At 66.2% G+C, this 26011-nt stretch carries 25 protein-coding genes; 9 read left to right on the top strand and 16 right to left on the bottom strand.

The genetic code is table 11. The features are described from left to right. Window positions 1-491: 491 nt before the first annotated feature. The gene (locus NU1_RS35845) at window positions 492-1538 is read left to right on the top strand and encodes a fused (3R)-hydroxyacyl-ACP dehydratase subunits HadA/HadB (protein ID WP_067528603.1); all 1047 of its coding nucleotides are present in this window, start codon (window positions 492-494) and stop codon (window positions 1536-1538) included. A gap of 168 nt (window positions 1539-1706) precedes the next feature. Here NU1_RS35845 and NU1_RS35840 read toward each other — a convergent pair whose 3' ends face one another. Further along, a complete protein-coding gene (locus NU1_RS35840; protein ID WP_067528631.1) occupies window positions 1707-3158 on the bottom strand; it encodes a glycoside hydrolase family 183 protein in 1452 nt (483 codons plus the stop codon). 179 nt (window positions 3159-3337) lie between these two features. Between NU1_RS35840 and NU1_RS35835 the strand changes: the two genes are divergently transcribed. After that, a complete protein-coding gene (locus NU1_RS35835) occupies window positions 3338-3604 on the top strand; it encodes an HPr family phosphocarrier protein (protein WP_067528601.1) in 267 nt (88 codons plus the stop codon). A gap of 82 nt (window positions 3605-3686) precedes the next feature. On the opposite strand, the gene NU1_RS35830 is transcribed toward NU1_RS35835, so the two are convergent. The 3 genes from NU1_RS35830 to NU1_RS35820 all read right to left on the bottom strand — a co-directional run bounded on the left by NU1_RS35830 (window position 3687) and on the right by NU1_RS35820 (window position 7007). Further along, on the bottom strand, window positions 3687-4805 hold the full coding sequence (locus NU1_RS35830; RefSeq protein WP_067528599.1) for a BTAD domain-containing putative transcriptional regulator: 1119 nt from the start codon (window positions 4803-4805) through the stop codon (window positions 3687-3689). A 123-nt stretch (window positions 4806-4928) separates the two neighbouring features. Then, window positions 4929-5966, bottom strand: a complete 1038-nt coding sequence (gene fbaA / locus NU1_RS35825) for a class II fructose-bisphosphate aldolase (protein ID WP_067528597.1) — start codon at window positions 5964-5966, stop codon at window positions 4929-4931. A gap of 72 nt (window positions 5967-6038) precedes the next feature. Further along, window positions 6039-7007, bottom strand: a complete 969-nt coding sequence (locus tag NU1_RS35820) for a DUF368 domain-containing protein (RefSeq protein WP_067528595.1) — start codon at window positions 7005-7007, stop codon at window positions 6039-6041. Between the two features lie 44 nt (window positions 7008-7051). On the opposite strand from NU1_RS35820, the gene NU1_RS35815 reads away from it, so the two are divergent. After that, a complete protein-coding gene (locus NU1_RS35815) occupies window positions 7052-7747 on the top strand; it encodes a DedA family protein (RefSeq protein ID WP_084522123.1) in 696 nt (231 codons plus the stop codon). Between the two features lie 131 nt (window positions 7748-7878). Here NU1_RS35815 and NU1_RS35810 read toward each other — a convergent pair whose 3' ends face one another. The 4 genes from NU1_RS35810 to NU1_RS35795 form a co-directional block, all read right to left on the bottom strand. Further along, the gene (locus NU1_RS35810; RefSeq protein WP_067528591.1) at window positions 7879-9027 is read right to left on the bottom strand and encodes a glycoside hydrolase family 76 protein; all 1149 of its coding nucleotides are present in this window, start codon (window positions 9025-9027) and stop codon (window positions 7879-7881) included. Between the two features lie 95 nt (window positions 9028-9122). Next, window positions 9123-9803: a TrmH family RNA methyltransferase gene (locus NU1_RS35805; protein ID WP_371859869.1), complete on the bottom strand. Its 681-nt coding sequence runs from the start codon at window positions 9801-9803 to the stop codon at window positions 9123-9125. A 19-nt stretch (window positions 9804-9822) separates the two neighbouring features. Next, the gene (locus tag NU1_RS35800) at window positions 9823-10149 is read right to left on the bottom strand and encodes a DUF4190 domain-containing protein (protein WP_067528629.1); all 327 of its coding nucleotides are present in this window, start codon (window positions 10147-10149) and stop codon (window positions 9823-9825) included. Window positions 10150-10185: 36 nt separating this feature from the next. Beyond that, window positions 10186-10494: a DUF4190 domain-containing protein gene (locus NU1_RS35795; RefSeq protein ID WP_067528589.1), complete on the bottom strand. Its 309-nt coding sequence runs from the start codon at window positions 10492-10494 to the stop codon at window positions 10186-10188. 92 nt (window positions 10495-10586) lie between these two features. Between NU1_RS35795 and NU1_RS35790 the strand changes: the two genes are divergently transcribed. Together NU1_RS35790 and NU1_RS35785 are read left to right on the top strand one after the other, a co-directional pair. Beyond that, a complete protein-coding gene (locus NU1_RS35790; protein ID WP_067528587.1) occupies window positions 10587-11966 on the top strand; it encodes a sensor histidine kinase in 1380 nt (459 codons plus the stop codon). Further along, window positions 11963-12616, top strand: coding sequence for a response regulator (locus tag NU1_RS35785; RefSeq protein ID WP_170264363.1), 654 nt, complete (start codon window positions 11963-11965; stop codon window positions 12614-12616). Before NU1_RS35790 ends, NU1_RS35785 begins: the two co-directional genes overlap by 4 nt. A 107-nt stretch (window positions 12617-12723) precedes the next feature. Here the strand turns inward: NU1_RS35785 and NU1_RS35780 are convergent, their stop codons facing one another. Further along, entirely contained in the window at window positions 12724-13065 is a 342-nt protein-coding gene (locus NU1_RS35780) for a class I SAM-dependent methyltransferase (protein ID WP_067528582.1), read from the bottom strand. Window positions 13066-13197: 132 nt separating this feature from the next. Between NU1_RS35780 and NU1_RS35775 the strand changes: the two genes are divergently transcribed. The 4 genes from NU1_RS35775 (at window position 13198) to NU1_RS35755 (ending at window position 17261) form a co-directional block, all read left to right on the top strand. Then, window positions 13198-13728, top strand: a complete 531-nt coding sequence (locus NU1_RS35775; RefSeq protein ID WP_169815189.1) for a Uma2 family endonuclease — start codon at window positions 13198-13200, stop codon at window positions 13726-13728. A gap of 335 nt (window positions 13729-14063) precedes the next feature. Next, the gene (locus NU1_RS35765) at window positions 14064-14510 is read left to right on the top strand and encodes a hypothetical protein (RefSeq protein WP_067528623.1); all 447 of its coding nucleotides are present in this window, start codon (window positions 14064-14066) and stop codon (window positions 14508-14510) included. Between the two features lie 280 nt (window positions 14511-14790). Next, complete coding sequence (locus NU1_RS35760) at window positions 14791-16167, top strand: purine-cytosine permease family protein (RefSeq protein WP_245720467.1); 1377 nt, start codon at window positions 14791-14793, stop codon at window positions 16165-16167. Further along, entirely contained in the window at window positions 16164-17261 is a 1098-nt protein-coding gene (locus NU1_RS35755) for a phosphotransferase enzyme family protein (RefSeq protein ID WP_067528575.1), read from the top strand. Before NU1_RS35760 ends, NU1_RS35755 begins: the two co-directional genes overlap by 4 nt. 134 nt (window positions 17262-17395) lie before the next feature. Here NU1_RS35755 and NU1_RS35750 read toward each other — a convergent pair whose 3' ends face one another. The 7 genes from NU1_RS35750 to clpB form a co-directional block, all read right to left on the bottom strand. Further along, window positions 17396-18082 (bottom strand): lysoplasmalogenase family protein, encoded by a 687-nt coding sequence (locus NU1_RS35750; protein WP_067528573.1) that lies wholly within the window; start codon window positions 18080-18082, stop codon window positions 17396-17398. Between the two features lie 13 nt (window positions 18083-18095). After that, entirely contained in the window at window positions 18096-19154 is a 1059-nt protein-coding gene (locus NU1_RS35745) for a beta-ketoacyl-ACP synthase 3 (RefSeq protein ID WP_067528571.1), read from the bottom strand. Between the two features lie 68 nt (window positions 19155-19222). Continuing rightward, window positions 19223-19768, bottom strand: a complete 546-nt coding sequence (gene pyrE, locus NU1_RS35740; RefSeq protein ID WP_067528569.1) for an orotate phosphoribosyltransferase — start codon at window positions 19766-19768, stop codon at window positions 19223-19225. Window positions 19769-19776: 8 nt separating this feature from the next. Beyond that, window positions 19777-20589: an SDR family NAD(P)-dependent oxidoreductase gene (locus NU1_RS35735; protein ID WP_067528567.1), complete on the bottom strand. Its 813-nt coding sequence runs from the start codon at window positions 20587-20589 to the stop codon at window positions 19777-19779. A 250-nt stretch (window positions 20590-20839) separates the two neighbouring features. After that, a complete protein-coding gene (locus NU1_RS35730; RefSeq protein ID WP_084522121.1) occupies window positions 20840-22039 on the bottom strand; it encodes a TtfA family protein in 1200 nt (399 codons plus the stop codon). Between the two features lie 95 nt (window positions 22040-22134). Next, window positions 22135-23058: a DUF5666 domain-containing protein gene (locus tag NU1_RS35725; protein WP_067528563.1), complete on the bottom strand. Its 924-nt coding sequence runs from the start codon at window positions 23056-23058 to the stop codon at window positions 22135-22137. 158 nt (window positions 23059-23216) lie between these two features. Beyond that, window positions 23217-25772: an ATP-dependent chaperone ClpB gene (gene clpB / locus NU1_RS35720; RefSeq protein WP_067528562.1), complete on the bottom strand. Its 2556-nt coding sequence runs from the start codon at window positions 25770-25772 to the stop codon at window positions 23217-23219. Window positions 25773-26011 lie beyond the last annotated feature (239 nt).

Genomic DNA, 26011 nt, shown 5'->3' with positions numbered 1-26011 from the left:
ACACCCGAATGCCACCGCACAGTATGGATCCCGGCCAAAAGCGCGCCGGGATGACGGGGCGGTTCGGCCGCGAAACGTGCGGAATTCCGACCACCCGCATCGGCCTGGAATCCGTTCCGGGGCGGTCATAGTTCGCCGAAAGGCGGCGCAATCTGCCACCTCGAGTCGATATGTGACCGCTCGGGGCGGAGCTGATCCACCAATTGTGCGCGCAACGCCGACGGAGCGGCCCACGTCGGCGCTGCGGCGTTTTCGGGGCGGTCCATGAGCACGGCACACCTGTTCGGTGCGCTTCGCGCAATGCGCGCGGTATACGCCGTGGCCCGGGTCGAATTCGGTTGCGACGGAGCGGCGCAGAACCGCGACAAACGTCACAAACTCCTGGTCAACAGCCCAACCCACCGGTAGCATAGCCCGGATTGTCTGGGCCAGCTTTGACGAAAAGATCGTCCGGCCCGCCAGGATTTCAGATGCACAGGAGTTGAGAGCACATGCCGGAAACGGCAGCTGAGGCGGCTAACGCCACCGCACTGGTCGGCCGGCACTTCCGGGTACGCGATCATTACGATGTCGGCCGGGAGAAGGTTCGCGAATTCGCTCGAGCCGTTCGCAACGACCATCCGGCGCACCATCAGGAAGCCCATGCGCGGAAGCTGGGTTACGACGGGTTGATCGCCTCCCCGACGTTCGCATCCGTAATCGGCGCGGCCACCACCCGCTCCCTGATCGGCACCGTACTCACCGAGTACGACGTCTCGCAGATCCTGCAGACCGATCAGATCTTCGAATTCCACCGCCCGATCCTGGCGGGTGATCTGCTGTCGGTGGATGTGGTGATCGATTCCATCCGCACCTTCGGCGACAACGACTTCATCAACGTCAAGGTGACGCTCGCCGATGTCGACACGCTGCCGGTTCTGGTGTCCACCACCACAATTGTGGCCCGACGCGGCGTCGAGATAGATCAGGACGCGGTCGAGACAATGTCGGGTCTGGTCATGCACGGCCACGTCGCCGACGGCGATTCCGAGGCGTTCGACCCGAGCGGGCTCATCCTGCTCTCACCGGAAGAGGTCGCCGCGCCGACACCACCGGCACAGGCTCTCCCGGTGCACACCGTCCCGGCCGCCGCGACCCTGGCCGCGGGCACCGAATTGCCCGCCGCCAGCGTGCCCGTCACCCGCGGTGACCTGGTCAATTACGCGGGCGTCTCCGGCGACCCGAACCCGATCCACTTCAGCGATACCGCCGCGAAACTGGTCGGCCTGCCCACCGTGGTCGCACACGGCATGCTCACCATGGGCCTGACCGCCGGTTACCTGGTCTCCTGGCTGGGCGATCCGGCCGCACTGGCCAAATTCAGCGTTCGCTTCTCCGGCTTTGTCCCGGTCGAGCCCACCGCCCCGACCATCGTCGAATTCACCGGCCGGGTGAAGTCCACAGACGCCGAGAACGGCACCGCCACAGTTATTCTCGGCGCGACGTCGGAGGGCAAGAAGCTCTTCGGCCGCGCCATCGCCGAGGTTCGCCTCTCCTGAGCGCCTGACCGCACTCGAAATCGGGGACGCGGTACCGTCTCCTCGCTTCGTCATCCCGGCGCACTTTGGCCGGGATCCACACTGTGCGGTGCCAGTCGGGTGTGGATTCCGGCCAAAAGCATGCCGGAATGACGTGAAAAGTTACGCTCCGGACTTCTGATCAGGCACTCAGTCCATGCTCGCGTGCATGAGGTAGACGTTGTAGTCGTTCCAGGTGGAGATGGTGAAGTACAGATCCTCGGCCGTCGACCACGGGTGGATGAACCCGCCGTAGATCTCCGGGTATTGCAGAGCCGATACCGTCACGACACTCGGCGACCAGAGACCCTGCGGTGAATCCGATTCCCGCACAACGATTCCGGCTTTGACGGTATCGAGGTAGCTCATCTGCCACACGCCACGTGCCGCGTCGTAGCGGACCGACAGCTCCCCGGCTGGGGCGTCGACAATCGGTGTGGCGGAGGCGAATCCGCCGACCGGCGTCCAGGAGCCGTCCCGCCAGTACTGGTAGGCGGTGGTATTGAGGACCTGATCCTTGGGGACGCGGGCGAGGCCGACCGAGCCCAGGCGGGTATTGGGGGTGCCGAACATGTACACGTAGTCGCCCTGCGGAACCATCGACGTCACTTGGAAATTGGAGACGCCGAAGATGTTGTCCCAGCGCGCGTGCGCATCCTTGGTCCAGGTCTGGCCGTGGTCGTCGGAGTAGGCGATACCGCCGTAGTTGGTGTGGAAGGTGCCGGGGAGGGCGTTCCAGGTCCGAATGGACATGTAACTCATGTACTGCCGGTCGCCGAGTGCGAATCCCGAGGTGGGGATGGTGGTGATCTCCACATTGTCGAGCTTCTTACTGCTCAGCAATTCGACTGCGTGGCATCGGGAGTCGGTGACGAAGCGATCGATGGTGAGCCCGTCGCCGAGTGCGGTATCGGTGCTGAAGGCGAGCAGATTGCTGCGCCAGTCATTGCCGAAACCACCCGGCGGATGGAAGTCGTGGCCCACCGTGTCGCCGAAGGCGACCGCGACCTCACCGGGCGCACTCTCCCACATAATGCCGAGATCGGTGCCCATGACCTGCCAGCGCTTATCGGTGCGGTTCACCGAATTCTCACCGGTCAGCTTGGCAACCTCGCGCACCTGCCCGACCGGCGGCGCGGGCCGGGCCGGGGACTGCGGCGCGCTGTCGATCGGTGGTGCCGCCGGTTCCGGAGCGGGCGGCAGTTCGGGCTGGTCGGGATTCGGGAAGGCGAAGTGGAAGGGCTGCGGGCGCAACCGCAATTGCGGAATCCCCAACTGCTCGAGCAGATTCGGCGCCGCCGTCGGCCCGTCGGTGAGATCGGGGCAGGGATTCACGCACGGGTCGGACGGCAATTCCATCTGCACGCGCGTGGCGTTCTCCTTCGGCGGCCCCGGATCGACCGTGACGACCGGGTACGGAATCGGCACCTCCACCGTCTTCCCGAGCAGACCCTCGTGCACCGGTGCGGGATCGCTCAGGCACGGTCCAACACCCGCTACCGGTTCGGCGGGTAATGCTTCTGCCGCGGTCCGGTCGGTACCCACCAGCACCCCCGCTCCGCACAGCACTGCCCCAACAGCCGCCAGCACCCGCTTGGCCAATGAATCCAACCTCTCGACGCTCTCGAACTACACCGGGCACATACGGCCAGTGACCCTACCCTCGGCAGACGTCCGATTTCCGCTACACGACACGCGGGTCGCGAAACGATATTCGCGAACCCGCAGCCCGCTCTACGAATTGAAACCAACTGGGCAGCAGACTAATACAGTCGGCTGCTATGTACATGGAGGAGTTCACGGCCACCCGCGCGCTGACCGAGGAGCTGGCCGAGGAGATCATGACCCACTGCGGGCACTACACCTCGCGCATCACCATCAGCTGTCACGATCTGATCGTGAACGCACCCGTACTGGCCGTGGCGTGGGCGGATCTGAATATCCGGCCGGGGGACAGAGTCACCATTACCGTCGAGAGCGGGCATCAGCCGCCGGATCTGGAAGACCGGCGGGCACTGAGCGATATCGCGGGACTTTTCCGGGGCTGACCGGCCGATCAGGGTGTGGATTCCGGCCAAAAGCACGCCGGAATGACGGGGCGGACACCGGATAGCGCGGGATTGCGGGGCGTCAGTGGCTGGCCTGGAAAGTCAATACCGTCGAGCCGATCCGAATGGCGTCACCGTCGGCGAGGATGGCCGCGCTTTCGATGGCTTCCTCATTGATGTACACCCCATTGGCCGAGTGCAGGTCCTTGACCAGCAGTCCGGCCCGGCTGGGCGTGATGTGCGCGTGGTAGCGGCTGGCCTTGGGATCGTCGAGAACGAGGTCGTTATCGGTCATGCGGCCGATCTTCAAACCCGAGGTGGCTACGGGGATGGACCGCCCGTCGGGTAGCCGCAATTGCCCGCTGCGCACGGCGCGCGGCGTTTCTGTGACCGTCTCGGTCATGGCATTGGCCATCCGTTGGACATCGCGCAACTCCCCGGTATCGAGGGGTTCCTGCCGCAATACCCGCTGTTCGAGCGCCACCAGCGTGGGCCCCGGATCGATACCGAGCTCATCGGCCAGCACGGTGCGCACCCGGCGGCACGCGTCGAGTGCATCGGCTTGGCGCCCGGACAGGTACAGCGCGGTAATCAACTGCGCCCACAGCGGTTCGCGCAGCGGATGCGCATTGGTCATGGATACCAATTCGCCGACCACCGATGAGGCGCGCCCGCAGGCGATCTCGGCGTCGATACGGGCGGAGGCGACCAGGAGCCGCTCCTCGTCCATGGCGGTGGCGAAGCTGTCGGCGAAGGACAGCCCGCTCAGATCGTCGAGAGCCCGCCCGCTCCACTGGTCCAACGCCTCGGCGTACAACCGGGCGGCGGCCTCATAGTTACCCGAGGACTGCGCCTCGGTTCCGGTGCGGCGGATGCTCTCGAAACGACCCAGGTCGCATCGGTCGTCCTCGATTTCGAGCCGATATCCGGCGGCCTCGGTCCGCAGGACGGCCGCCGGATCGATTCCGGACTGGCGCAAGGTCTTACGAATATTCGAGACGAATACCTGCAGGCTCGCCTGATAGGCGTCCGGCGGTTCATCGTTCCAGACGATATCGGCCAGCGCCTGCGACGAGACCGCCCGCCGTCGGTTCACGGCCAGCGCGGCCAGCAGTGCGCGCGGCTTCGGTCCGCCGATCGGCAGCACCTGGCCGCCGACCGACAGCTGCACAGGTCCGAGGACCCGCACTTCGAGATTCATGCCCTACACCTCGACATACACCGAAGCGTCGAAAACGGCCGCGGCGATTTCGCATCACTGGGATACCTGGCCGCCGCGGCACGCGCGTCGCTCACCTCGTTCGGATTCCGCTCGAGGGCTACCTTACTTGGCGCTGATGGAACGACCGGCGGACTCGAGGTCGTTGCAGGCCTCCTGCACGCGGGCGGCCATCGAGGTCTCGGCCTTCTTCAGGTACGACCGCGGGTCGTAGACCTTCTTGTTGCCGACCTCGCCGTCGACCTTCAGCACACCGTCGTAGTTGCCGAACATATGACCGGCGACCGGGCGGGTGAAGGCGTACTGGGTGTCGGTGTCGACGTTCATCTTCACCACGCCGTAGCGCAGCGAATCCTCGATCTCCGACTTCAGCGAGCCGGAACCACCGTGGAAGACGAAGTCGAACGGCTGTGCGTCGGAGCCCAGGCCGAGCTTGGCGGCGGCCACGCGCTGGCCCTCGGCCAGCACCTCGGGACGCAGCTTCACATTGCCCGGCTTGTAGACGCCGTGCACATTGCCGAAGGTGGCCGCGAGCAGGTACTTGCCGTTCTCACCGGCGCCGAGCGCGTCGATGGTCTTCTGGAAGTCCTCGGGCGAGGTGTAGAGCTTGTCGTTGATCTCGGCCTCGACACCGTCCTCCTCACCGCCGACAACGCCGATCTCGACCTCGAGGATGATATTGGCCGCGTGGGCCTGCTTCAGCAGTTCCTTGGCGATCTCGAGGTTCTCGTCGATCGGAATCGCGGAGCCGTCCCACATATGCGACTGGAACAGCGGGTTCTGCCCGGCCCGCACGCGCTCGGCCGAGATCGCCAGCAGCGGGCGAACGAAGCCGTCCAGCTTGTCCTTCGGGCAGTGGTCGGTGTGCAGCGCGATGGTGATGTCGTACTTGGCGGCGATCACGTGCGCGAACTCCGCGAGCGCGACCGAACCGGTGACCATATCCTTCACACCCAGACCGGAACCGAATTCGGCACCGCCGGTGGAGAACTGGATGATGCCGTCGCTGCCCGCATCGGCGAAGCCCTTGATCGCGGCATTGATCGTCTCCGACGATGTGCAGTTGATCGCGGGGAAGGCGAAGGAGTTCTCTTTGGCCCGACCGAGCATCTCGGCGTAGACCTCCGGAGTCGCAATGGGCACAATGACCTCCGTATGTGTGCTGCGTACGACAATCCTGTCGCCACCGTCGATTCTGTCAGAACACAGCCTAGGTCAGTGACGAGTCGAGTCAGCACGCGGTTCGCTTATCGCGCTACCGGTACTGTGTGCGGGGTGAACTGCCCTCGTCCTTCGTTCGATCACCAAGACCGCGACGACGATCAGGGACCCGAGCGCGATCAGCCCGACCGTGATCGGAACGTCGCTGCTCGGCGCGAGCAGGGCGCGGCTGTCGTCATCATCCCAGGTCTGCCACGGCCACAGCGCCCGCAGCGAGCCGACCAGCAGGCCGGTCATGATCACCAGCGTAACGCGGTGATGATGCTCGAGCAGCCACTGGAGCAACTTCACGAAGGCCGACAGGCCGATGAACGCGCCCAGCGCGAACAGCGCCAGGTAGCCAAGGTCGCGCTCGTTCACCGCGGTGAACGTGGCCGTGTACATACCGGTGGCCAGCAGGATGAACGATCCGGAGACACCGGGCATGACGAGCGCGCAGATGGCCACCGAGGCCACCGCGACAATGAGCAGCGGATGCGGATCCTTGATCTCCGAGGGCGGCAGGCCCGTAAGGACGAAGGCGGCCGCCGCGGCCACGCCGGCTGCTGCCCAGAGCCCGGGCGACCACTGGCGCCCCGATTCGGAGTAGGGGACCCACAGCGAGACCAGCACCAGACCGAAGAACACCGCGTAGGTCTGCTGCGGGTGGTTCTCGACCAGCGGCACCAGCAATTTCGATGCCAGCACGGCGCATACCGCCATACCGGCCAGGACGGACGCGATGAACGGCCAGTCCACACGGCGGAACTCCGCCGCCGACCGGGCGGTCCCGTCGCCGCGCGGCAGGTCCACCGCGAGCAACCTGAGACCGCTGACGGTATGCCCTGCCGAGAGGATCAACCGATCGTAGATACCGGTGATGAGCGCGACGGTACCGCCGCTGAATCCCGGTACCGTCTCGGCGATTCCCATGAGGCCGCCACGCAGACCATCGAGCAGATGAGTTCGAGTAGATCGCGACACAGGCACAGCGTAGATGGCTCTTCGAAGAGGATGGTGCCCAAGTCATGACTCAGTGGATGGCAAGCGGATTCGAGCCCTTGGCTGCCGCGGGTCCGACACTGGTGTGGACCATCGTGCTGACCTTCGTATTCCTCGAGTGCGCGCTCATTATCGGGCTGTTCCTCCCCGGCGATTCCATGCTCATAACCGCCGGTGTGGTGTTGGCCGCACATGCCACCGGCGAGGCGCAGGTGTGGGCGCTGTCGATCGGGGCGATGATCGCCGCCATCGCCGGTAACCAGGTCGGATACGCGATCGGGCATCGCACCGGGCACCATCTGGTGGCGAGAAAGAACGGCAAGTACATCAATACCCGCAATCTCACGCGGGTATCGGAACTCCTACATCGCCATGGCTTTTTCGCGGTGCTGGTCGCCCGCTGGATCCCATGGGTCCGCACGCTGTGCCCACTGGTCGCCGGTGCGGCCGGGATGGATCACCGCAAGTACACGATCGCCTCCACCATCGGCGCGATCCTCTGGGCTCCGGTACTGCTGCTCGTCGGGTATTACGCGGGCAGTTTCCTGGAGAAAGTGTCGTGGTTGATGCCCGTGGTGGTCGGGACACTGATCGTCGGCCTGGTGCTGGGCACCATCGTCGGCGTCCGGCAGTACCGGGTGGAGATGTCGCGCCCCGCTGAGGAATTCGAGGTCGAGATAGAGGATGGCGCCGCGGTCGGCGACGGCCGCCAGAGCGCCTGACTTCGTCCCGGTCACCTATCCCTCGTCATTCCGGCGTGCTTTTGGCCGGAATCCACTGCCCGCCAGAGATGTGGATCCCGGACAAAAGCGTTCCGGGATGACGAGGGGCCGCACCCGAGGGCGACAAGGAGTCAGAGTCCCGCGGCGGTGACCTGGTGCGCGGCCTCCATCAACTTCCACCCCGAAAGCTGTACCGACAGATCGCGCTCCGGGGTGCGCGATGCCGTCACCGAGCCATTGGCGGTGAGGTATCCGGCCCCGGCGGTTCCGGGTAGTCGCGCCGGTTTGCGCCAGTCCGCGCCGAAGAGGGGTTCGCCCTCCACTTCCAGGCGGTTCTCCCAGGCGGCAATGGCGGAATTGCGCACGATCGACGCGGCGGTCCGCCTGGCTTTGGTATGGACGGTGTCGGCTCCGGGCAGCATGACCGCGACCAGTGCGAGGTAGCGGATGAGAATGCCGTTGAAGAGGCCGCCGTCGCCGCCACCACCGCCATTGACCACACCGCCGCTGGTCATATGCTCCTCGACCGCCTCGAGCAGGTGCAGTACGCGTTCGGTGTGGCGCGGTTCCCCGGTGTGCACGGCCAACTCGGTATCCAGTCCGAGCACCACGCCCTGGCAGTAGCTGTAGACGGGCCGTTCGATCTCACCCGACGGCAGATGAATGCCGTCGAGAATCAGGCCGGATTCCTTATCGCGCAGGTTCGCGTCGATCCAGTCGGAGATTTGCTGGGCGCGCTGGTAGCGGCCCAGGCGCGCCATAGCGATGCCGACCGGGCCGTTCGCGGGCGCGTTGTAGAAGTCGGAACCCTTGCGCCACGGCACACCGCCGCCGACCTCCGGGGCCCACGCGTCGTACAGCTCCTTCTCCAAAGTGGTGAGCGCACCGCGCATTTCGTCGAGCCCGAGGGTGCGTTCGGCGCGCTCCAGCGAGATGGTCAGCCAGGCCATATCGTCGTAGTAGTTATTGGTCCAGCCGGTGATATTGCGCAGCCGCATACCGCGCGCGACGGAGGTGACGCGACGACGACGGACCGGCGTCGGCTCGCGGTTCGCGGCGTCGGTCGCGCAGTCGATGAGATGGGCCTGCCACCAGTAGTGCCAGGACGCGAAGGCACGGTCGCGCCTGGTGGGCGGCCAGCCGACCACACCGAGGGTGGTACCCGGAATTGCCCAGACATTGCGCAGATGCCGGGTCACAATGGCGGATTCGGCCATATCCGCGCGCTCGGACCACAGCGCGGCAGTCGGTTCCGCATGCCGTCCGGTCCGCGAAGTCATAGGACATATGGTGCCAGTCGGGCACGCGATCCGGTGCCGGATTTCGTTATGGAACCGTGTCTCGAATGATCTTGGAAGCGACGCGGATCCGAATTTCACCAGGCTGTCGTGAGATCCGCGTGCTGAGCGATCCAGGAGTGCATGGCAATACCCGCCGCGACACCCGCGTTGATACTCCGTGTCGAACCGAACTGGGCAATGGAAACGGTGAGCACCGCCCCCTGTTTGGCGGCCTCGGTCACGCCCGGACCCTCCTGCCCGAACAGCAGCAGACAGTCGCGCGGCAGGCGCGCCGTCTCCAACGGAACCGACCCGGGCACATTGTCGACCGCCACCACCGTGAGCCCCTCGGCAGCCGCGAAGGCCAGCAGGGAATCGGTATCGGAGTGGTGCACGATGTGCTGATAACGGTCGGTGACCATGGCCCCGCGCCGATTCCACCGCTTGCGCCCGACAATATGGACCGCCGCCGCGGCGAAGGCATTGGCGGTACGCACCACCGTCCCGATATTGGCGTCGTGCCCGAAATTCTCGATCGCCACATGGAAGGGGTGCCGCCGCCGGTCGATATCGGCCACGATGGCTTCCCGGGTCCAGTACCGGTAGGCGTCCACCACATTGCGGCGGTCACCATGGGCGAGCAGTTCCGGGTCCAGATGCGGATCAAGCGGCGGCTCGGTGCCGAATTCCGCGAGCCACGGCCCGACACCGTGCGGATGCTCGCCCCACTCGGTCGGACCGGGGAGCGCTTCGTCGGATATCGGGGCGGAACTCACCCCGGCAATCGTAGTGGGGTCAGTAACCGCTGCTCGAGCCGCCGACGACGGCAATCGCAATCACCACGCCGTAGACCAGCACCGCCAGCATGAGAAAGCAGGTCGCGACAATGCCGCAGATATATCCGACGGTTACGCTGCTGTGCCCGCCCAGCATGCCGCCGGACTGGGCGATCTCGCGTTTCGCCTTGCTGCCCATAATCCAGGCCACCGGCCCGAGTAGCTGGCAGAACACCAGGCCGACGATGCCGAGCACCATGATGGTGGTGGCCTGCGGGTGTTCCGGGGGCGGGCCGTAGCCGTACGCCGGATAGCCCTGATACGGACCATAAGGGGGGTAACTCACCGCCACATCGTATTTCGATCCCGCGGCCGCGGCCGACTACGCGCTGCTGGTGGTGACGAAGACACCGAACACAATGGCGAGGATCAGCACGATCACGGCCAGGATGATGAAGATCGACGCGATGATGCCGCAGACGTAACCGGCCATCACCATGCCGCGTCCGCCCATCGCGCCGCCGGAGGAATCGATCTCGCGCAGGGCATTGCGGCCCATTACCCAGGCCACGGGTCCGGCCAATTGGCAGAACACCAGACTGAGAATGCCGAGTACCAGGATGAGAACCGCCTGCGGGTGATCCACCGGCGGATACGCGGGGTAACCGGGTGGAGGCGTTTGATAGCTCATAGCAATGATGTTAGGTGGTGGTGCTGGCCCCACCATTGACTTACGGGCCTGCTCCATCGCGTTTCCCAGCCGCCCCGACAACGATTGATGCCATGAGCGAGATGACCGACGAACCAACGCTGGCGCTGGAGAAGCCCGATCCGGAGCCCGACCGCACCGGCCCGTCGCTGCTGCGCGCCGCTGTGCGCGCCCCCATCGAGGCGCGCACCTGGAAGGAATTGGTCTATCTCGTAGCCGCTTTCATTCTCGGTTGTGCGGGCGTGACTTATCTCTTCCTCGGAATCGGCGGCGGGCTGTACATCTCGATTTTCATCATCGGAATTCCGGTATTCGCCGCGATGATTCTCGGCGGCCGGGTGTGGGGCCGGATCTATCGGTCGCTCACCGAGCACCTGCTCGACACACCGCTGCCCGCACCGCCGCCGTTCACCCCGCGGCCCGGCTTCCTCGGCTGGCTGCGCAGCGCGTTCACCGACCGGACCTCCTGGCGGGCACTGGCCTTCCTGCTCGTGCAGTCCGCGCTCGGTGTGGTCGTCGGATATCTGGTGCTGATGATCGGGGTCGTCAGCGTATTCATCGTGCTATCACCGATCTTCTGGGTCATCGAGAAACCCGTGAATATCGACTCGAACGGCGTGGAACACATTTCCCTGGCGCAGTTCGGCAACGTCTTCGTCGACACCTGGCCGAAGGTGATCGCTTTCGCCGCATGCGGTCTGATCGCCTGCTACCTCATGATCTGGGTAATGCGCGGGGTGTGCCGGCTGCACCGCATGCTGGCGATCGCCCTGCTGACTCCGACCGAGAAGGACCATCAGCTCGTCGAGTTACAGGCCAGCCGCCGTGCCGCGGTGGAGAACTCGGCGGCCACCCTGCGCCGATTGGAACGCGATCTGCACGACGGCACCCAGGCGCGACTGGTCAGCATTGCCATGGCGCTCTCCCGCGCCGAAGATCGGGTCGCCGCGGGCGGTGATCCCACCGACCTCATCAACGAGGCCCGCGCCGGATCCAAGGAGGCGCTGACGGAACTGCGCGAGCTGGTGCGTGGAATCCACCCTCCCGCACTGGATCTCGGCTTGGAACCCGCCCTGGAGACCCTCGCTGCCCGCTGTGCGCTGCCGGTGGAGCTGCGAGTGCTGCTGCCGCAGCGCCCGGAGCCGGCCATCGAGGCGATCGCGTATTTCTCGGCGGCGGAACTGCTCACGAATGTGGTCAAACACGCGGCTGCCACGCAGGTCTGGCTGTCGGTGCTGCCCGCCGGGACCGACGCGATCGCATTGTCGGTGCGCGACAACGGACTGGGCGGCGCACTGCAACCCATCGCACCGAATGGCGATTCCTTTGTGGGTGGCGGTCTTTCCGGCTTGGCGGCCCGCGCCCGCACCGTGGACGGCCACCTGACCGTGGAGAGTCCACCCAACGGCCCTACCGTGGTGACCATGGTGCTACCGCTCACGGTGCCGCGATGACCACCCCGCTGCGCATCGTTATCGCCGAGGACAATGCCATCCTGCGCGATGGCCTGACCGGACTGCTCGCCGACCGTGGCCACCACGTGGTGGCCACGGTCGGCGATGCCACCACCCTCGGCGAAGTAGTCGCCACCCATCGCCCCGACGTCGCGGTGGTGGATGTGCGCATGCCGCCCACCTTCACCGATGAGGGCCTGCTCGCCGCCCTCGAACTGCGCCGCCGTTCCCCGGAAACCGGTGTCCTGGTGTTCTCACAGTGGATCGAAACCCGCTATGCCACCGAACTTCTAGCCGCCGGCGCGGGTGGCGTCGGCTATCTGCTCAAGGACCGCGTCGCCGATGTGCGGGAATTCGTCGATGCACTACAGCGCGTCGCCACCGGTGGCACCGCTCTCGACCCGGAAGTGGTGAGTCAGTTGATGGGAGCTACCCGCCAACAGGATTCGCTCGCCCGCCTCACCCCGCGCGAACGCGAGGTGCTGGAGCTGATAGCGCAGGGCCTGTCCAATGCCGCCATTGCCGCCTCGATCACCGTCAGCGAACGCGCGGTGGAGAAGCACATCGGCAATATCTTCCTCAAGCTCGACCTGCCGCCCTCGGATACGCATCACCGCCGGGTGCTGGCGGTACTGAGACTCAAAGGCTGACCGGCACTTTCACCTCTCACAGCTGAAGCGCACGACCGCGCTCCACGGGGTCTTGGGCTGCTCGGACAGCTGGTGTGGATCCGGTTGCGGGAACAGCGTGAACGGCTTCAGGAACCACGGCAGTCGATGGAAGCGGTGCGCCGCCTCGAACTGCGACTCGATATCGACCGGCGTCCAGCCGAGTTGGGTTTGAGTACGCGATCACACCCCTCGGCGAGCGAGGTGGCGATCAGATCATCGATGAGTTTGGTGCGGACGACCAGACTCCAGCCACTGCGCATGAAGCGCGGTGCGGCGGCGGCGATGGCCCGGCCACGGTCACCGGCCACGCGGGCGGCGAGCCGATCGTGGAAGAGCGCGTCGGGGCGCTCGGATTCGGCGGCCCGGTAGGCGGCCACCCAGCGCGCGGTGTCGGAAACGTTGGTAATCAGCCCACCGGTCTCGGCCACCCCCGCAGTCTTCCACAGCAAACGAAACGATGCCGGGCGGTAGCGGGCCGTGGAAGACTGGAATGTATGCGGCGGTCGAGATCCGCGGAAGCGGTGAAAATGGTTGGGGCGTGGCCGGATCACCTATTGACCATGAACGAATGGTCGGCGCTGCGGGAGGGCGGCGATCTGCTCTGCGAACTCGTCGACGGCGTGGCGATCGTCGCGCCGCAACCCCCTCGCCATCAGTTGGCGGTCTGGCGTTTGACCGCGCAATTGGAACCGGCGCTGCCCGCGCCACTGGCGGTGCTGGCGCGCACCGAGCTGGTGATCGAAGAGGAGTTCCCGCCCACCGTGCGAGCGCCGGATGTGCTGGTGGTCGGCGGATCGGTGGGGCATGCCGCGCGGGTCGCGCCCTCGGATGTGCTGGCCGCCATCGAGATTGTCGCGCCGGGATCGCGGCGGATGGATCGGATCATGAAGCCCGCCGAATACGCGGCGGTCGGTATCGAGCACTACTGGTTGCTGGAGGTGGACGGACCGGTGCGGCTCACCGCGTATCGGCGGCGCGCCGGGCAGTACGAACCGGTCGGTGAGTACCGCGACCGGGTGACCCTGGAACTCGACGGCCACCCGCTGCCACTCGACCTCAACGCACTCACCGCCCTCCGCTCCCCCGCCTGACCCACTCGACCCGGCACGCCGTTCCAGCGCACCCCGCGCGTCATTCAACGTGGCCCGTCATTGCGACGTGGCTCGTCATTGCGACGCGGCCCACCAACCCGACGTGACTCGTCATTGCGACGCGGCCCGTCATTGCGACCTCGCTCACCATTCTGGCGTGGCTCATCATTCCGGGGTGGCTCGTCGTCCCGGCGTGGCTCGTCATTCCGGCGTGCTTGTGGCCGGAATCCACCGCTGCGGCCAAAAGCCGAGACCCCCGACGATCACGCCGGACTCACCCACACAGGCCACCATCAGCGCCTATCCTGGAAGTCCAAGCGCTGGTGGAGGTTGCCATGAACCACGCGCGCGTATTTCGCACCGTGCTCGGCATAACCGTCGCGTACTCGGTTGTCCTCGTGATCTGGCTGGGCTGGCTCAGCCACCGCACGCCGCCGGGCACACTCCCCATGCAGGTTTTCATGTTGGTCGGTCTGTTCGGAAGCTTCCTAGGCATCGGCCTGCTGCTGGCCCAGCGACCACCGCGCTCCGACCGCCATCTCCTGCGGCACGGCCTGGAAGGGTGGGCCACCATCGAAGGGGTTCATCCGCTGCTGCCCACCGACCACTGCACCGAACTCACCGAGCTGGACCTGGAGCTGGTGGTGCCGGGGTCGGAGCCCTATCACGGGAGCATCGTCTTCGACGTGCAGCCGGTCCACCGACCCAAAATCGAAGTGGGCGAAACCTTTTCGATTCGGGTCGATCCGGATAACCGCGACCGGATCATTGTCTGCCTGTGACATCGGGTGCAGGCGTGATGTCGGCACTGTCCCGTCACCCCGCCGTGTTTGCCGCCGTCATCCCGGCATGTTTTGGCCGGGATCCATCACTGCCGGGGTGTGGATTCCGGCCAAAAGCACGCCGGAATGACGAGGCGGGGACGTCGACGGCTCGCCGCCGCGCTGAATACTCGGGAGCCGAGGGGGCTCTCCGCCGCACGCTGACGACCCGAGGAGACGCGGGAGCTATCCGCCGCGCGCTGACGGCTGGGGAGAGGCGGGGCAGCCGTAGGCTCTCTGCGTGACGATTGCTGGACTATCGCCAGAGGAGAAGCGGGAAGCGCCTCTACTGCTCGACACCGCCCCTCCGCGCACGCTCGGATTCACCGATCAGGCCGCCTTCTGGGGCAATATCGGCGTCAGCCTGATCGGCTTCAGTGGTGCCGCATATGTGCTCTATCCGACCGGGCATCCACCATTGCCACTGGTCGGAGCGCTGCTCGCCACCGTACTGGGCACGGTGGTCGGCACGGCCATGGTCGCCGGAACCGGGGCGGTGGGCACGCGGACGGGTGCGCCCGCCATGGTGGTGCTGCGTGGACTGTTCGGCACCAAACTGTCATTCCTGCCGACCGTCGCCAATATCGTCCAGTGCATCGGCTGGGGCGTCTATGAACTGACCGTTATCGCCCTCGGCGTTTCGGCCATGACCCATGACGGGGTGCCGCACGGATTGGTGATTATCGCGGCGGGCGTGCTGTCCACTGTGATGGCCATCTGGCCGCTGCGGGTGGTGCATCTGCTGCGCAAGTACGTGACCGTGGCGGTGGGAATCGCCATGGTGTACTTCACGGTCCAACTGCTGGGCAGTCCGGTGCCGGAGCCGACCGAGACCAGCTGGAGCGGATTCTTCCCCGCCGTCGACACCACACTCGCGGTCGCGGTGTCCTTCGTACCCCTAGCAGCGGACTACGCCCGCCACTCCCGTACGGTGCGCGCCTCCGCCGGGGCCACCGTGGTCGGCTATTCGATCGCGCAGATCTGGTGCTACATCCTCGGTACCATCGCCATCCTGCAGGCCGGTGGTGATGCCACCAAGATCTTCGACACCTTCCTCGGTGTCACGGCGGGCTGGGCCTTCTTCGCGATCCTGGTGCTGCGGGAGGCGGACCAGTCCTTCGCCAACGTCTATTCGACCACCATGTCATTGCAGAATCTGCTGCCGCGCGTGGACCGCCGGGTGCTCGCCGCCGGTGTCGGCCTGATCGTGACACTGCTGGCGCTGCCGGTGCGCGACTTCAGCAGCTACGCCAATTTCCTCTACCTCATCGGCTCGGTCTTCGTGCCGATGTCCGCCGTCCTGATGGTCGACTTCTTCCTCGGCCGGGGCCGACGGGCCTGGAACCTGGACCAGGACTCCCCGGGCCGCCCACTCATGTTGCTGCCGTGGGCCATCGGCTTCGTGACCTATCAGCTGTTGAATCCGGGATCCATCAGCTGGTGGGCCGATTTCTGGCGAAAGGTCCAGGACGCCACCGGAATCCATGCCACCTGGTGGACGTCGGCGTCGCTGTTTTCTTTCCTGGTCGCCGCCGTGGCGACGGCGCTCCTGGTCGGATTGAGCGGTGGATTCCGGCCGAAAGCACGCCGGAATGACGGGGACAGGCCGACCGCATGACGGACGGTCGCGTCTACGGAATGGGTCACGACCGGATGGTCGAACCCGATTGGCCACCACTGACTTCCGCGGAGGTCGCGGACATGGTGGGCGCGGACGCGACCATCGAATGGCGCAGTCCCCGGCCGCTGTCGGCGACGGCGCGGGTACGTACCGGTGCCGGACGTTCCGTCATTGTCAAACGATTGCCGCACAGCCTCCGGACCGCGACGGCGCTCGGCGAAGAGCATGCCTTCATGGACCATCTGCGCGCGCACGACATCCCCGTCCCCGCCGTTCTCGACACCCGCGAAATCGGCGACTTCACCTACGAGGTACAGGAAGTCGGTATCGGTACGGACCGGTACCAGGGCACCTTCTCGTGGTCGCCCTACCTGTCCCTCGATGATGCCGCGGCCGCCGGTCGGATGTTGGCGCGACTGCATCTGGCCGCCGCCGGATACACCGCCCCACCGCGTCCGCCGCACCCGCTCCAGGCCGGTTTCACCATCTTCTCCTCCGCCGATCCGGTGGGTGAGTTGGAGCGTCAGGCCGCCATCCGGCCCGCTCTCGGCATGTTCCTGTCCGATCGACCCTGGCGCACCGATATCGAACGCGTCCACCTGCCCGCCTATCACCGACTGCGCCCCGTGCTGCGTGACCTGCAACCGCTGTGGACACACAATGATTGGCACGGCACCAATCTGCTGTGGCGCGATGGCGAGGTCTGCACCGTTATCGACTTCGGCCTCTGCGACCGCAGCACCGCCGTACACGACATCGCCACCGCGATCGAACGCTGTGCCGTGGACTGGATTTCGCTGCGCGACGGCGGCTCGGCCGCCGTGCGGTTCGAGCAGGTGCGCACGCTGATGCACGCCTACGAGGCGGTGCGCCCACTCACCAGCGCTGAGCGCCACGCACTACCCGAACTACTACCGCTGGTGCATTGCGAATATGAACTCTCCGAGATCGACTACTTCCTCGGCGTCATCCCGGGCGGCAATCAGGCCAATGCCGAAATCGCCTACCGCGATTACTTTCTCGGCCATACGGAATGGTGGACGGAATCGGAGGAGGGGCAGGCGTTACTGTTCGCACTCCGGAGCCCCTGAACCCGCCGACTCCCGGCAGCCCCCGTCCCTCGTCATTCCGGCGTGCTCTTGGCCGGAATCCACACTTCTGATGAGGACGTGGATCCCGGCCGAAAGCACGCCGGGATGACGGGGAAGATGCGTGGATGATGGTGTCAGGAAGAGTGCGCGCGCGGATCGGTCAGCAGATACTGTGCCGCCGCATAGGTCCCCAGAATGACCCCCTCGGTCACCCTCCGGGAACGACTGCTGCGGGCGAAGATTCGGCGCAGCACGATCAAGCCGTCGGACATGGTGAACAGCAGTGCGCCCAGGCCGAGGCGGCTACGCGGGTCGGCGTTCGGAATATTCAGGCCCACAATGTTTTTCGCCCCGGGGGCCAGTGCGGGATCGGATGCCAGCACCGCGGCCGTACCCAGCGACGCGCCATAGGCGGTGAGCGGCAACGCGACCGTCGGAGCCTTGGCCCGCATGAGCGCACCCGCGCCCAGCCAGGCACCCACCCGGGGTACGGCAATGGCGGCGCGGGGTCGCGCACCCCGGCGTCGCCACAGCACGGCGTATCCGGATTGCATGACCGCGAAAGCGGAAGCGCCCGCGATCAATCGGCGATCGTCATCGGGATCGATGAGCAGTATGTCGCCGACCGTGGCGGCCGCCAGGGCACCCAGCAGTAACTGCCGATCGGCGTCCGCCATCTCGTCACTGCGCGCCACATCCGCCGCCAGCAGTGGCATCATGAGCGGCTTGGCCACCCATTGCAGCCGGTCGCGGCCGGTGACGGCACCGAAGACCGTCACCGCCGCGGCCGTTAGGAATCCGGCGCGAAAAACACTCGCCATCAGTCGAATCGATTCAGAAGCTGGGCTCGGCCGGAGCGGGCGGCAGCGTCACGACCTGGCCCGCGTAGGACAGACCCGCGCCGAAGCCGAGCAGCAGCGCCAGCTGACCGCCCTTGGCCTTACCGGTCACCAGCATTTCCTCCATGGCGAGCGGAATCGACGCCGCGGAGGTATTGCCGGTGTTCTCGACATCATTGGCCATCGGAATCTCGTCGGCCAGACCGAGATTCTTCTTCATGAGCTCATTGATCCGGGCATTGGCCTGATGCGGAATGAAGACCTCGATGTCCTCCTTGGCCACCCCGGAGACCTCGATGGCGCTGGCCAGCGCCCGCGGCAGGGTGACGGCGGCCCAGCGGAACACCTTGGGGCCCTGCATCCGCAGCGACATCCGGCCGACCGGTTCGACCTCCGGATCGGTGCCCTGTAGCGCCTGCGCCCGATGCATGTACTCGAGGAAATCGACGTCCTGCATGATGGCCGACGCGTTCTCGCCATCGCTGCCCCACACCGTGGGCGAGATGCCGTTCTCCTCGGCCGGCCCGACCACGACCGCACCCGCACCGTCGCCGAAGATCATGGCGGTGCCGCGATCGGTCGGGTCCAGGCCGACGGTCATGGTCTCCGCGCCGATCAGCAGCACATACTCGGAAGAGCCGGAGCGGATCAGATCCGCCGCGACGCCGAGGCCGTAGCCGAAACCACCGCACCCGGAGGTGAGGTCGAAGGCCGCGATGCCGTTCATACCGAGGTCGTAGGCGACCTGTGGGGCGCCGTGCGGGGTGAGGGTCAGCCAGCTGGACGTCGCCAGGATCAGGGTGCCGATCTTCGACCGGTCGATACCGCTATTGGCGATGGCGCGTTCGCCCGCCGCCGCCGCCATGGTGCGCAGGGTCTCGTCGCCGCTGATCCAGCGCCGGTTGTGGATACCGGTGCGCTCGAAGATCCAGTCGGGAGTGGAGTCGAGTACCTCGCACACCTCGGCATTGGTCACCACACGCTGAGGCCGGTAGGCCCCGATGCCGAGCATCGCAACGTTCTGGTGTCCCTTATTCAGTGCAATGCTGACCACAGGGGACTCACACGACCCTTCACCATCGAAGAAATGAACCAGCGTTCAGGTTATCCCAGCAATCTGAATCAGCCCAGAGCCAGATCCTTGAGCCCGAGAATGGACCGATACTCCAGCCCCTCCGCCGCGATCACCTCAGCTGCGCCGGTCTCCCGATCCACCACCGTCGCCACACCCACCACAATCGCCCCGGCCTCACGCAGCGCGCGCACCGCGGTAATCGGCGAGTTACCGGTCGTGGTGGTGTCCTCGACCACCAGCACCCGTTTGCCGACCACATTCGGGCCCTCGATCTGCCGCTGCATACCGTGCGCCTTGGCGGCCTTGCGCACCACGAACGCGTCGATGGGGCGGCCCGGGGCGTGCATGACGGCGGCAGCCACCGGGTCCGCGCCCATGGTGAGTCCGCCGACGGAATCGAAATCCCAGTCCGCGACGAGCTCGCGCAGCAGCTTCCCGATCAGCGGGGCCGCTTCGTGGTGCAGAGTGGCCCGGCGCAGGTCCACGTAGTAGTCGGCTTCCTTGCCCGAGGACAAGGTGACGCGGCCGTGTACGACGGCGAGATCGCGCACCAGGTTCGCGAGTCTGTCCCGGTCTGTCGTCGTTACCTGCATATCTGTGTCTACGTCCTTCCACGTGCGTTGAACAGGCCCCGATTCAGGCGGGCCGCGAGGGACCGCGGTATCAGTCCGGCGACCGCGGTAACGGCTTTGTACTGCATACCGGGCACGCTGATCACCCGGTCTTTTTCCAGATCCTGCAGCGAACCGGCCACCACCTCGTCCACGGTCAGCCACAGTGGCCGCGGCAGCGAACCCATCTCGATACCGGCTCGTTCGTGAAATTCGGTGCGGACGAATCCGGGGCATAGAGCCTGCACCCGAACGCCGGTTCCGGCCAGCCCACCTGCCAGCCCTTCCGAGAAGGATACGACGTAGGCCTTGGAGGCCGAGTACGTCGAACCCCTACCCGGGATGAGCCCCGCCAGGCTGGCCACATTCACCACCGACCCCTTGGCCGCGGCGAGCATCGGCGGCAGCGCGGCCCGCGTCAATCGCATCACCGCGGTGACATTGACATCGAGCTGCGCCTGCAGACGCTCCGGGTCCACGGTCCAGAACTCCCGAGAAAGGCCGAAACCCGCATTGTTGACCAGGAATTCGACGCCTTCGCCGAGTCGCCGCGCCACCCGATCCCGGTCGTGCTCCTGTGCCAGATCGGCGGCCAGTACCTCGGCTCGAGCCCCGAACCGCAGCTCGAGATCCGCGGCCAACGCACCGAGTCGCCGCTCGTCACGGGCCACCAGCACCAGGTCGTAACCGAGTGCCGCCAGCCGGGTCGCGTACGCCCGACCGATACCGGAGGTCGGCCCCGTGACGAGGGCCACAGGACGAACCGCGCCGGGCAGGCGCGAAACGGGAGAGAACTCGGTCATAGGAATCGACTACCTCACACTCGGCCGGAAAGGTACGACGGTCCAAGGGATGAATCTCCGCGTCATTGCGGATAGGGCATCACGTCCCGGGAAGGGGGCCGACCGTGCCGCGGAATCGCGGCAGGGTCCTGCTGCCCCGGATGGGATGTGAATGCTGTCGCACCTTAGCGAAAAAGGATGCGGCTGTATCGCATTGTCGCGTACCCGACTCGACGGCGGGTGCGGTCAGGGCCGCCGAAGGCCCGCCGCGTCAGCGCGGCGCGGGCCCCTGATACGGCCGGAACCCCGGATGGAACGGTCCACCCGGCGGGTCGTCGCGCTCATCGTCGCGGAATTCACCGTGCTCCTCGCGACCGTCACGCTCGTCATCGTCGCCGTCACGCCAGTCCTCGTCCCACTCCTCATCGGAGTCCTCGGCGGGTTCGGGACGCTCGGTGTCCTCGTCCTCCTCGGCCCATTCGTCCTCGGGTGCGGGCGGCCAGTTGCGGCGGACGCGGCCGCGCGGATCCGGCACCACCTTGAGCGCCGGACGCCAACCTTCGGCCTCGGCGTCCGGTTCGCTTTCCCCGGCGATATCTTTCACCAGGGGCGCGTAATCGTCGGCCGCGTCGTCCTCGGGGAACGGCAGGGGGTCACCGGCACGCGGCGGCAGCTGACGGGGCGGCTCGGCGACTCGGGCCGGTTCCTGATCGCCGTAGTCGCCGTACTGGTCGTGCCCGTCGTAGTCGTCGTCCTCGTCGTCCTCGTCGTCGACCACGATGGTGGAGCCGCGCTGCGGCCGGGCGCCATCATGCTGTTCCGGAGCCGGACCGCGCCCGCCGCCACGCACTTCGGGTCCACCGACCACCGGGGGCAGGACGTGCAGCAATCCGGACAGGCGCAGTACCGCGTCAATGGCCATTTCCCAGTCGCGGGAGGTGGAATTGACGTGCAGCATGCCGAGGGTCCAATTACCTTCGCTCCACAGCATGTGCACCGTATCGGGCAGCGATTCGATGAACGCCACCATGCGCTGATCGACGGCGTGCCGGGCGATATCGGGATTCGTGGCGAAGACGACGCGGCCGCCGATGGCCCCGAGCAATTCGAGGTCGTGGTCCTTGGGCGGCGCGGCGGTCTTGAGTCGCAGGTCGATATCGATATCGGAGCCGATCTGACGACGCACCGCGACCAGGGTGGCGGCGTCCTCCAGATCGAACAGCACGAACTTCTCGCCCTTGCGGTTACCGGACACCACATCCACGGCCGACAGGTACCCGAGCTTCGCCAGGGCGCCGCGTCGCCAGGTATTGGCGAGCGCGGGCTCCACCGAAACATAGGTGTAGCCCTGGGATTTCGCCCAGACCTGCCGGATGTGACCGGTGCGCTGTCGCTGCTGCCGATCGAAATAGAGCAGCACGATCGCACCAACCAGCGCGATCGCCGCCAACCCGAACCATATAGCCGTCATCGCCGCCTACCCTATCCAGCCGGGCATGAGAACGCCCGGTGTGCTGTGTCTTTTGGCCTCCGCTTCGATCCGGCGGGTTCGAAAGTGTCTGCCGTTCATCGGGTTCCGCCGGGCAGCATGGTGCTGATGATGATCTTCGCGGTAACCGATCCGTCGGACGCCTTGTCTCCCTGAATCATGACCATCTCACCCACCGGTAGGTCCTCGACCGTTGTACTGCCGAGCGAAATCACCTGCGTCTGCTCATTGGTGTGCACGGTGACCGTGGTGCCCGACAGGGTTTCCACGGTGAGGGTGGCGCCGTCATTGCTGGCGACGGTGCCCATGGTCGCACCCAGCTCATCGATATCGCCGAGGCCCGGGATCTGTGGAACACCGCTGGGCAGTGGTTGTGCGGAGGTACGGCTGGTGCCGGTCGGCAGCTGCGCCTGGGTGCTCTGAGTCGAGGTGGCGGCGGCGCTGTTCGACGAATCCCTGTCCGCCAGCAGTGTTCCCACGAGCACACCGGCGATCGCGACGAGAGCCAGCGCGCCGAGGCCGATCGCGATCCACATCCCGGTCTTGCGCTGTGGCCCCGGTGGGCCGGGCTGCTCCGGATATCCCGGCGGATAACCACCCGGCGGCACCGGTCCGCCCGGCCCGCCCGGCGAGGTCTGATATCCCGACCCGGCGGTCTGATATCCCGGCCCGCCGGGGGGAGGTCCCGGATATCCGGACGTGCCGTAGGCGGCGGTCGGGGGGTACCCGGTGGGCGCGCCGGACTCGTATCCGCCCCAGTGCGCGTCATGCGGCGGCATCACCCGGGTGGCATCGGGACCCGGCGGCTGCCCGAAGTAGTCGTAGGCGGTGGTCTGCTCGTGCGGCCCGCCCGCCTGCCCGAATGTCTCGGTCGGCCCGTACGCGTCACCGAACTCCGAGGTGTGCTCGGAGGACCCGGAGGACGGCGAGACCCGCTCGGTCGGCCCGTCGACCGATCCCGACTCGGGTCGGCGCGACCACGGATCGTTCGGATTCGTCATGGCCTCCAGGGTATGCCGAGAGTGCCGCGAGAGCGGCGAACTGCGCCGCCGATCGGTGGACCACTCTTCGCAAAACCGGCACGAATGGGGGCGTCGAGTACGAGAACGGCCCCGGAGGAACCAATCCTCCGGGGCCGTGAATCTCACCACTTACCGGATCATCGCCCGACGACCAGCGTGTCCCCGCCCGGGCTGACGCTGACCTTCACGGTGTCGCCATCCTTGATCTCACCGGCCAGCAATTCCTTGGCGAGGGTGTCGCCGATGGCCTGCTGGATGAGCCGGCGCAGCGGGCGGGCGCCGTAGGCCGGGTCGTAGCCGCGCACGGCCAGCCAGAAGCGGGCCGAATCGCTGACCTCGAGCTCCAGCCGCCGATGCGCCAACCGCTTGCCCAGCTGGTCGAGCTGGATATCCACAATGCTCTCCAGCTGTTCCTCGTCGAGCGGGTGGAACATGACCACATCGTCGAGGCGGTTGAGGAACTCCGGTTTGAATGCCGAGCGCACCGCTGCCAGGACGAAGTCGCGTTCACCGCCCGCACCGAGATTCGAGGTCAGGATGAGGATGGTGTTGCGGAAATCGACCGCGCGGCCCTGGCTGTCGGTGAGCCGACCTTCGTCGAGCACCTGCAGCAGGATGTCGAACACATCCGGGTGCGCCTTCTCGATCTCGTCGAAGAGCACCACCGTGTACGGCCGCCGCCGCACCGCCTCAGTGAGCTGACCGCCCTGGTCGTAACCGACGTAGCCCGGCGGGGCGCCGACGAGTCGAGCCACCGAGTGCTTCTCGCTGTACTCGCTCATATCGATCCGCACCATGGCGCGTTCCTCGTCGAACAGGAAGTCCGCCAGGGCCTTCGCGAGCTCGGTCTTACCGACACCGGTCGGACCGACGAACATGAACGAGCCCGTGGGCCGGTTGGGGTCGGCCACTCCGGCGCGCGCCCGGCGCACCGCGTCCGACACCGCCTGCACGGCTTCGCGCTGCCCGATGACGCGCTTGCCCAGTTCGTCCTCCATGCGGAGCAGTTTGTGGGTTTCGCCTTCGAGCATGCGGCCCACCGGAATTCCGGTCCAGGCCGATACCACCTCGGCGATATCGTCCGGTCCGACCTCCTCCTTGAGCATGACCTCGCCGTCGGCCGCGCCGGTGGCCTTCTGTTCGGCCTCCGCGAGTTCCTTCTCCAGCTGCGGAATGCGCCCGTAGCGCAGTTCGGCCGCCTTGGCGTAGTCGCTGTCGCGTTCGGCGCGTTCGGATTCGCCGCGCAGTGTCTCCAGCTCCTCCTTGACGGCCCGCACCGAGTCGATGGCCTGCTTCTCGTTCTGCCAGCGGGTCGTCAGCTGATTGAGCTTCTCGCGCAGATCCGCCAGCTCCGCGCGCAATTTCTCCAGCCGCTGCTTGGACGCCTCGTCGGTCTCCTTGGCGAGCGCGACCTCCTCGATATCGAGACGGCGTACCTGCCGCTCCACCTCGTCGATTTCGACCGGGCGGGAATCGATTTCCATGCGCAGCCGCGAGGCCGACTCGTCCACCAGGTCGATGGCCTTATCGGGCAGGAACCGCGAGGTGATGTACCGATCCGACAGTGCCGCGGCCGCGACGAGCGCGGAGTCGGTAATGCGCACACCGTGGTGCACCTCGTACCGCTCCTTGAGCCCGCGCAGAATGCCGACGGTGTCCTCCACGGACGGTTCGCCGACCATCACCTGCTGGAACCGCCGCTCCAATGCCGGATCCTTCTCGATGTGCTGCCGGTATTCGTCGAGCGTGGTCGCGCCGACCATTCGCAGTTCACCGCGCGCCAGCATGGGCTTGATCATGTTGCCCGCGTCCATGGCGGATTCACCGGTCGCACCCGCACCCACAATGGTGTGCAATTCGTCGATGAAGGTGATGATCTGTCCCGCACTGGATTTGATCTCCTCGAGAACGGCCTTGAGCCGCTCCTCGAATTCACCGCGGTACTTCGCGCCCGCGACCATCGCACCGAGATCGAGGGAGACGAGTCGCTTGCCGCGCAAGGATTCCGGCACGTCTCCGGCGATGATGCGCTGAGCCAGACCTTCGACAATGGCGGTCTTGCCGACACCGGGTTCACCGATGAGCACCGGATTGTTCTTGGTGCGGCGGCTGAGCACCTGCACCACGCGCCGAATCTCGGTGTCGCGCCCGATAACCGGATCGAGTTTGCCCTCGCGGGCGGCGGCGGTCAGATCGGTGGAGTACTTCTCCAGTGCCTGGTAGCTGCCTTCCGGATCGGGTGTGGTGACGCGGGTAGTGCCGCGCACCTGGGTGAACGCCTCGCGCAGTGCGTCGGCGGTGGCGCCGTACTTCAGCAGCAGCTGCGATACGTCGGAGTCACCGGTGGCCAGCCCGACCATGAGATGTTCGGTGGAGACGTATTCGTCCCCCATCTCGGTGGCCAGCCGCTGGGCATCGGTAATGGCGGCGAGGGCTTCCCGCCCGAGCTGCGGGGTGGCGGTCGCGCCGGATGCCCGAGGCAGCCGGTCGACAATATCCTGGGCCTCGCGTCGAATCGTGGCCGAATCGGCGGCGACAGCCTTGAGCAGCGGGGCGGCGATGCCGTCGGTCTGATCCAGCAACGCCACCAGCAAGTGTGCCGGACGGATCTCCGGATTTCCGGCGGCCGAGGCTGCCTGGAGTGCGGCGGTCAGGGCCGCCTGAGTCTTGGTGGTGGGATTGAACGAGTCCACGGGTCCCCTTTCCTACTAGTCGCTGCCTTATCCAACGCGACAGGAGTTGAGTCTGTTCCGCTCAAGTCTGACGAATTTCGGGGCATTCGCGCCAGCGGCGAAGGTCCCGGATAACGCGGTGTAGGTCACAGATAACGCTACGCGCCACAGTGGAAACCGACTGCCCCGAATCTCCCAAGTCTCGGCCCCGCCGTGCCTACGATGACCTTGATCGTTCGTTGACGCGGTACCGGCTCGTC

This window comes from Nocardia uniformis NBRC 13702, assembly GCF_001613345.1.
Taxonomy (GTDB): domain Bacteria; phylum Actinomycetota; class Actinomycetes; order Mycobacteriales; family Mycobacteriaceae; genus Nocardia; species Nocardia uniformis.
Note: the sequence above shows the minus strand (reverse complement) of the source record. Positions and strands in the feature narration are given on the sequence as shown.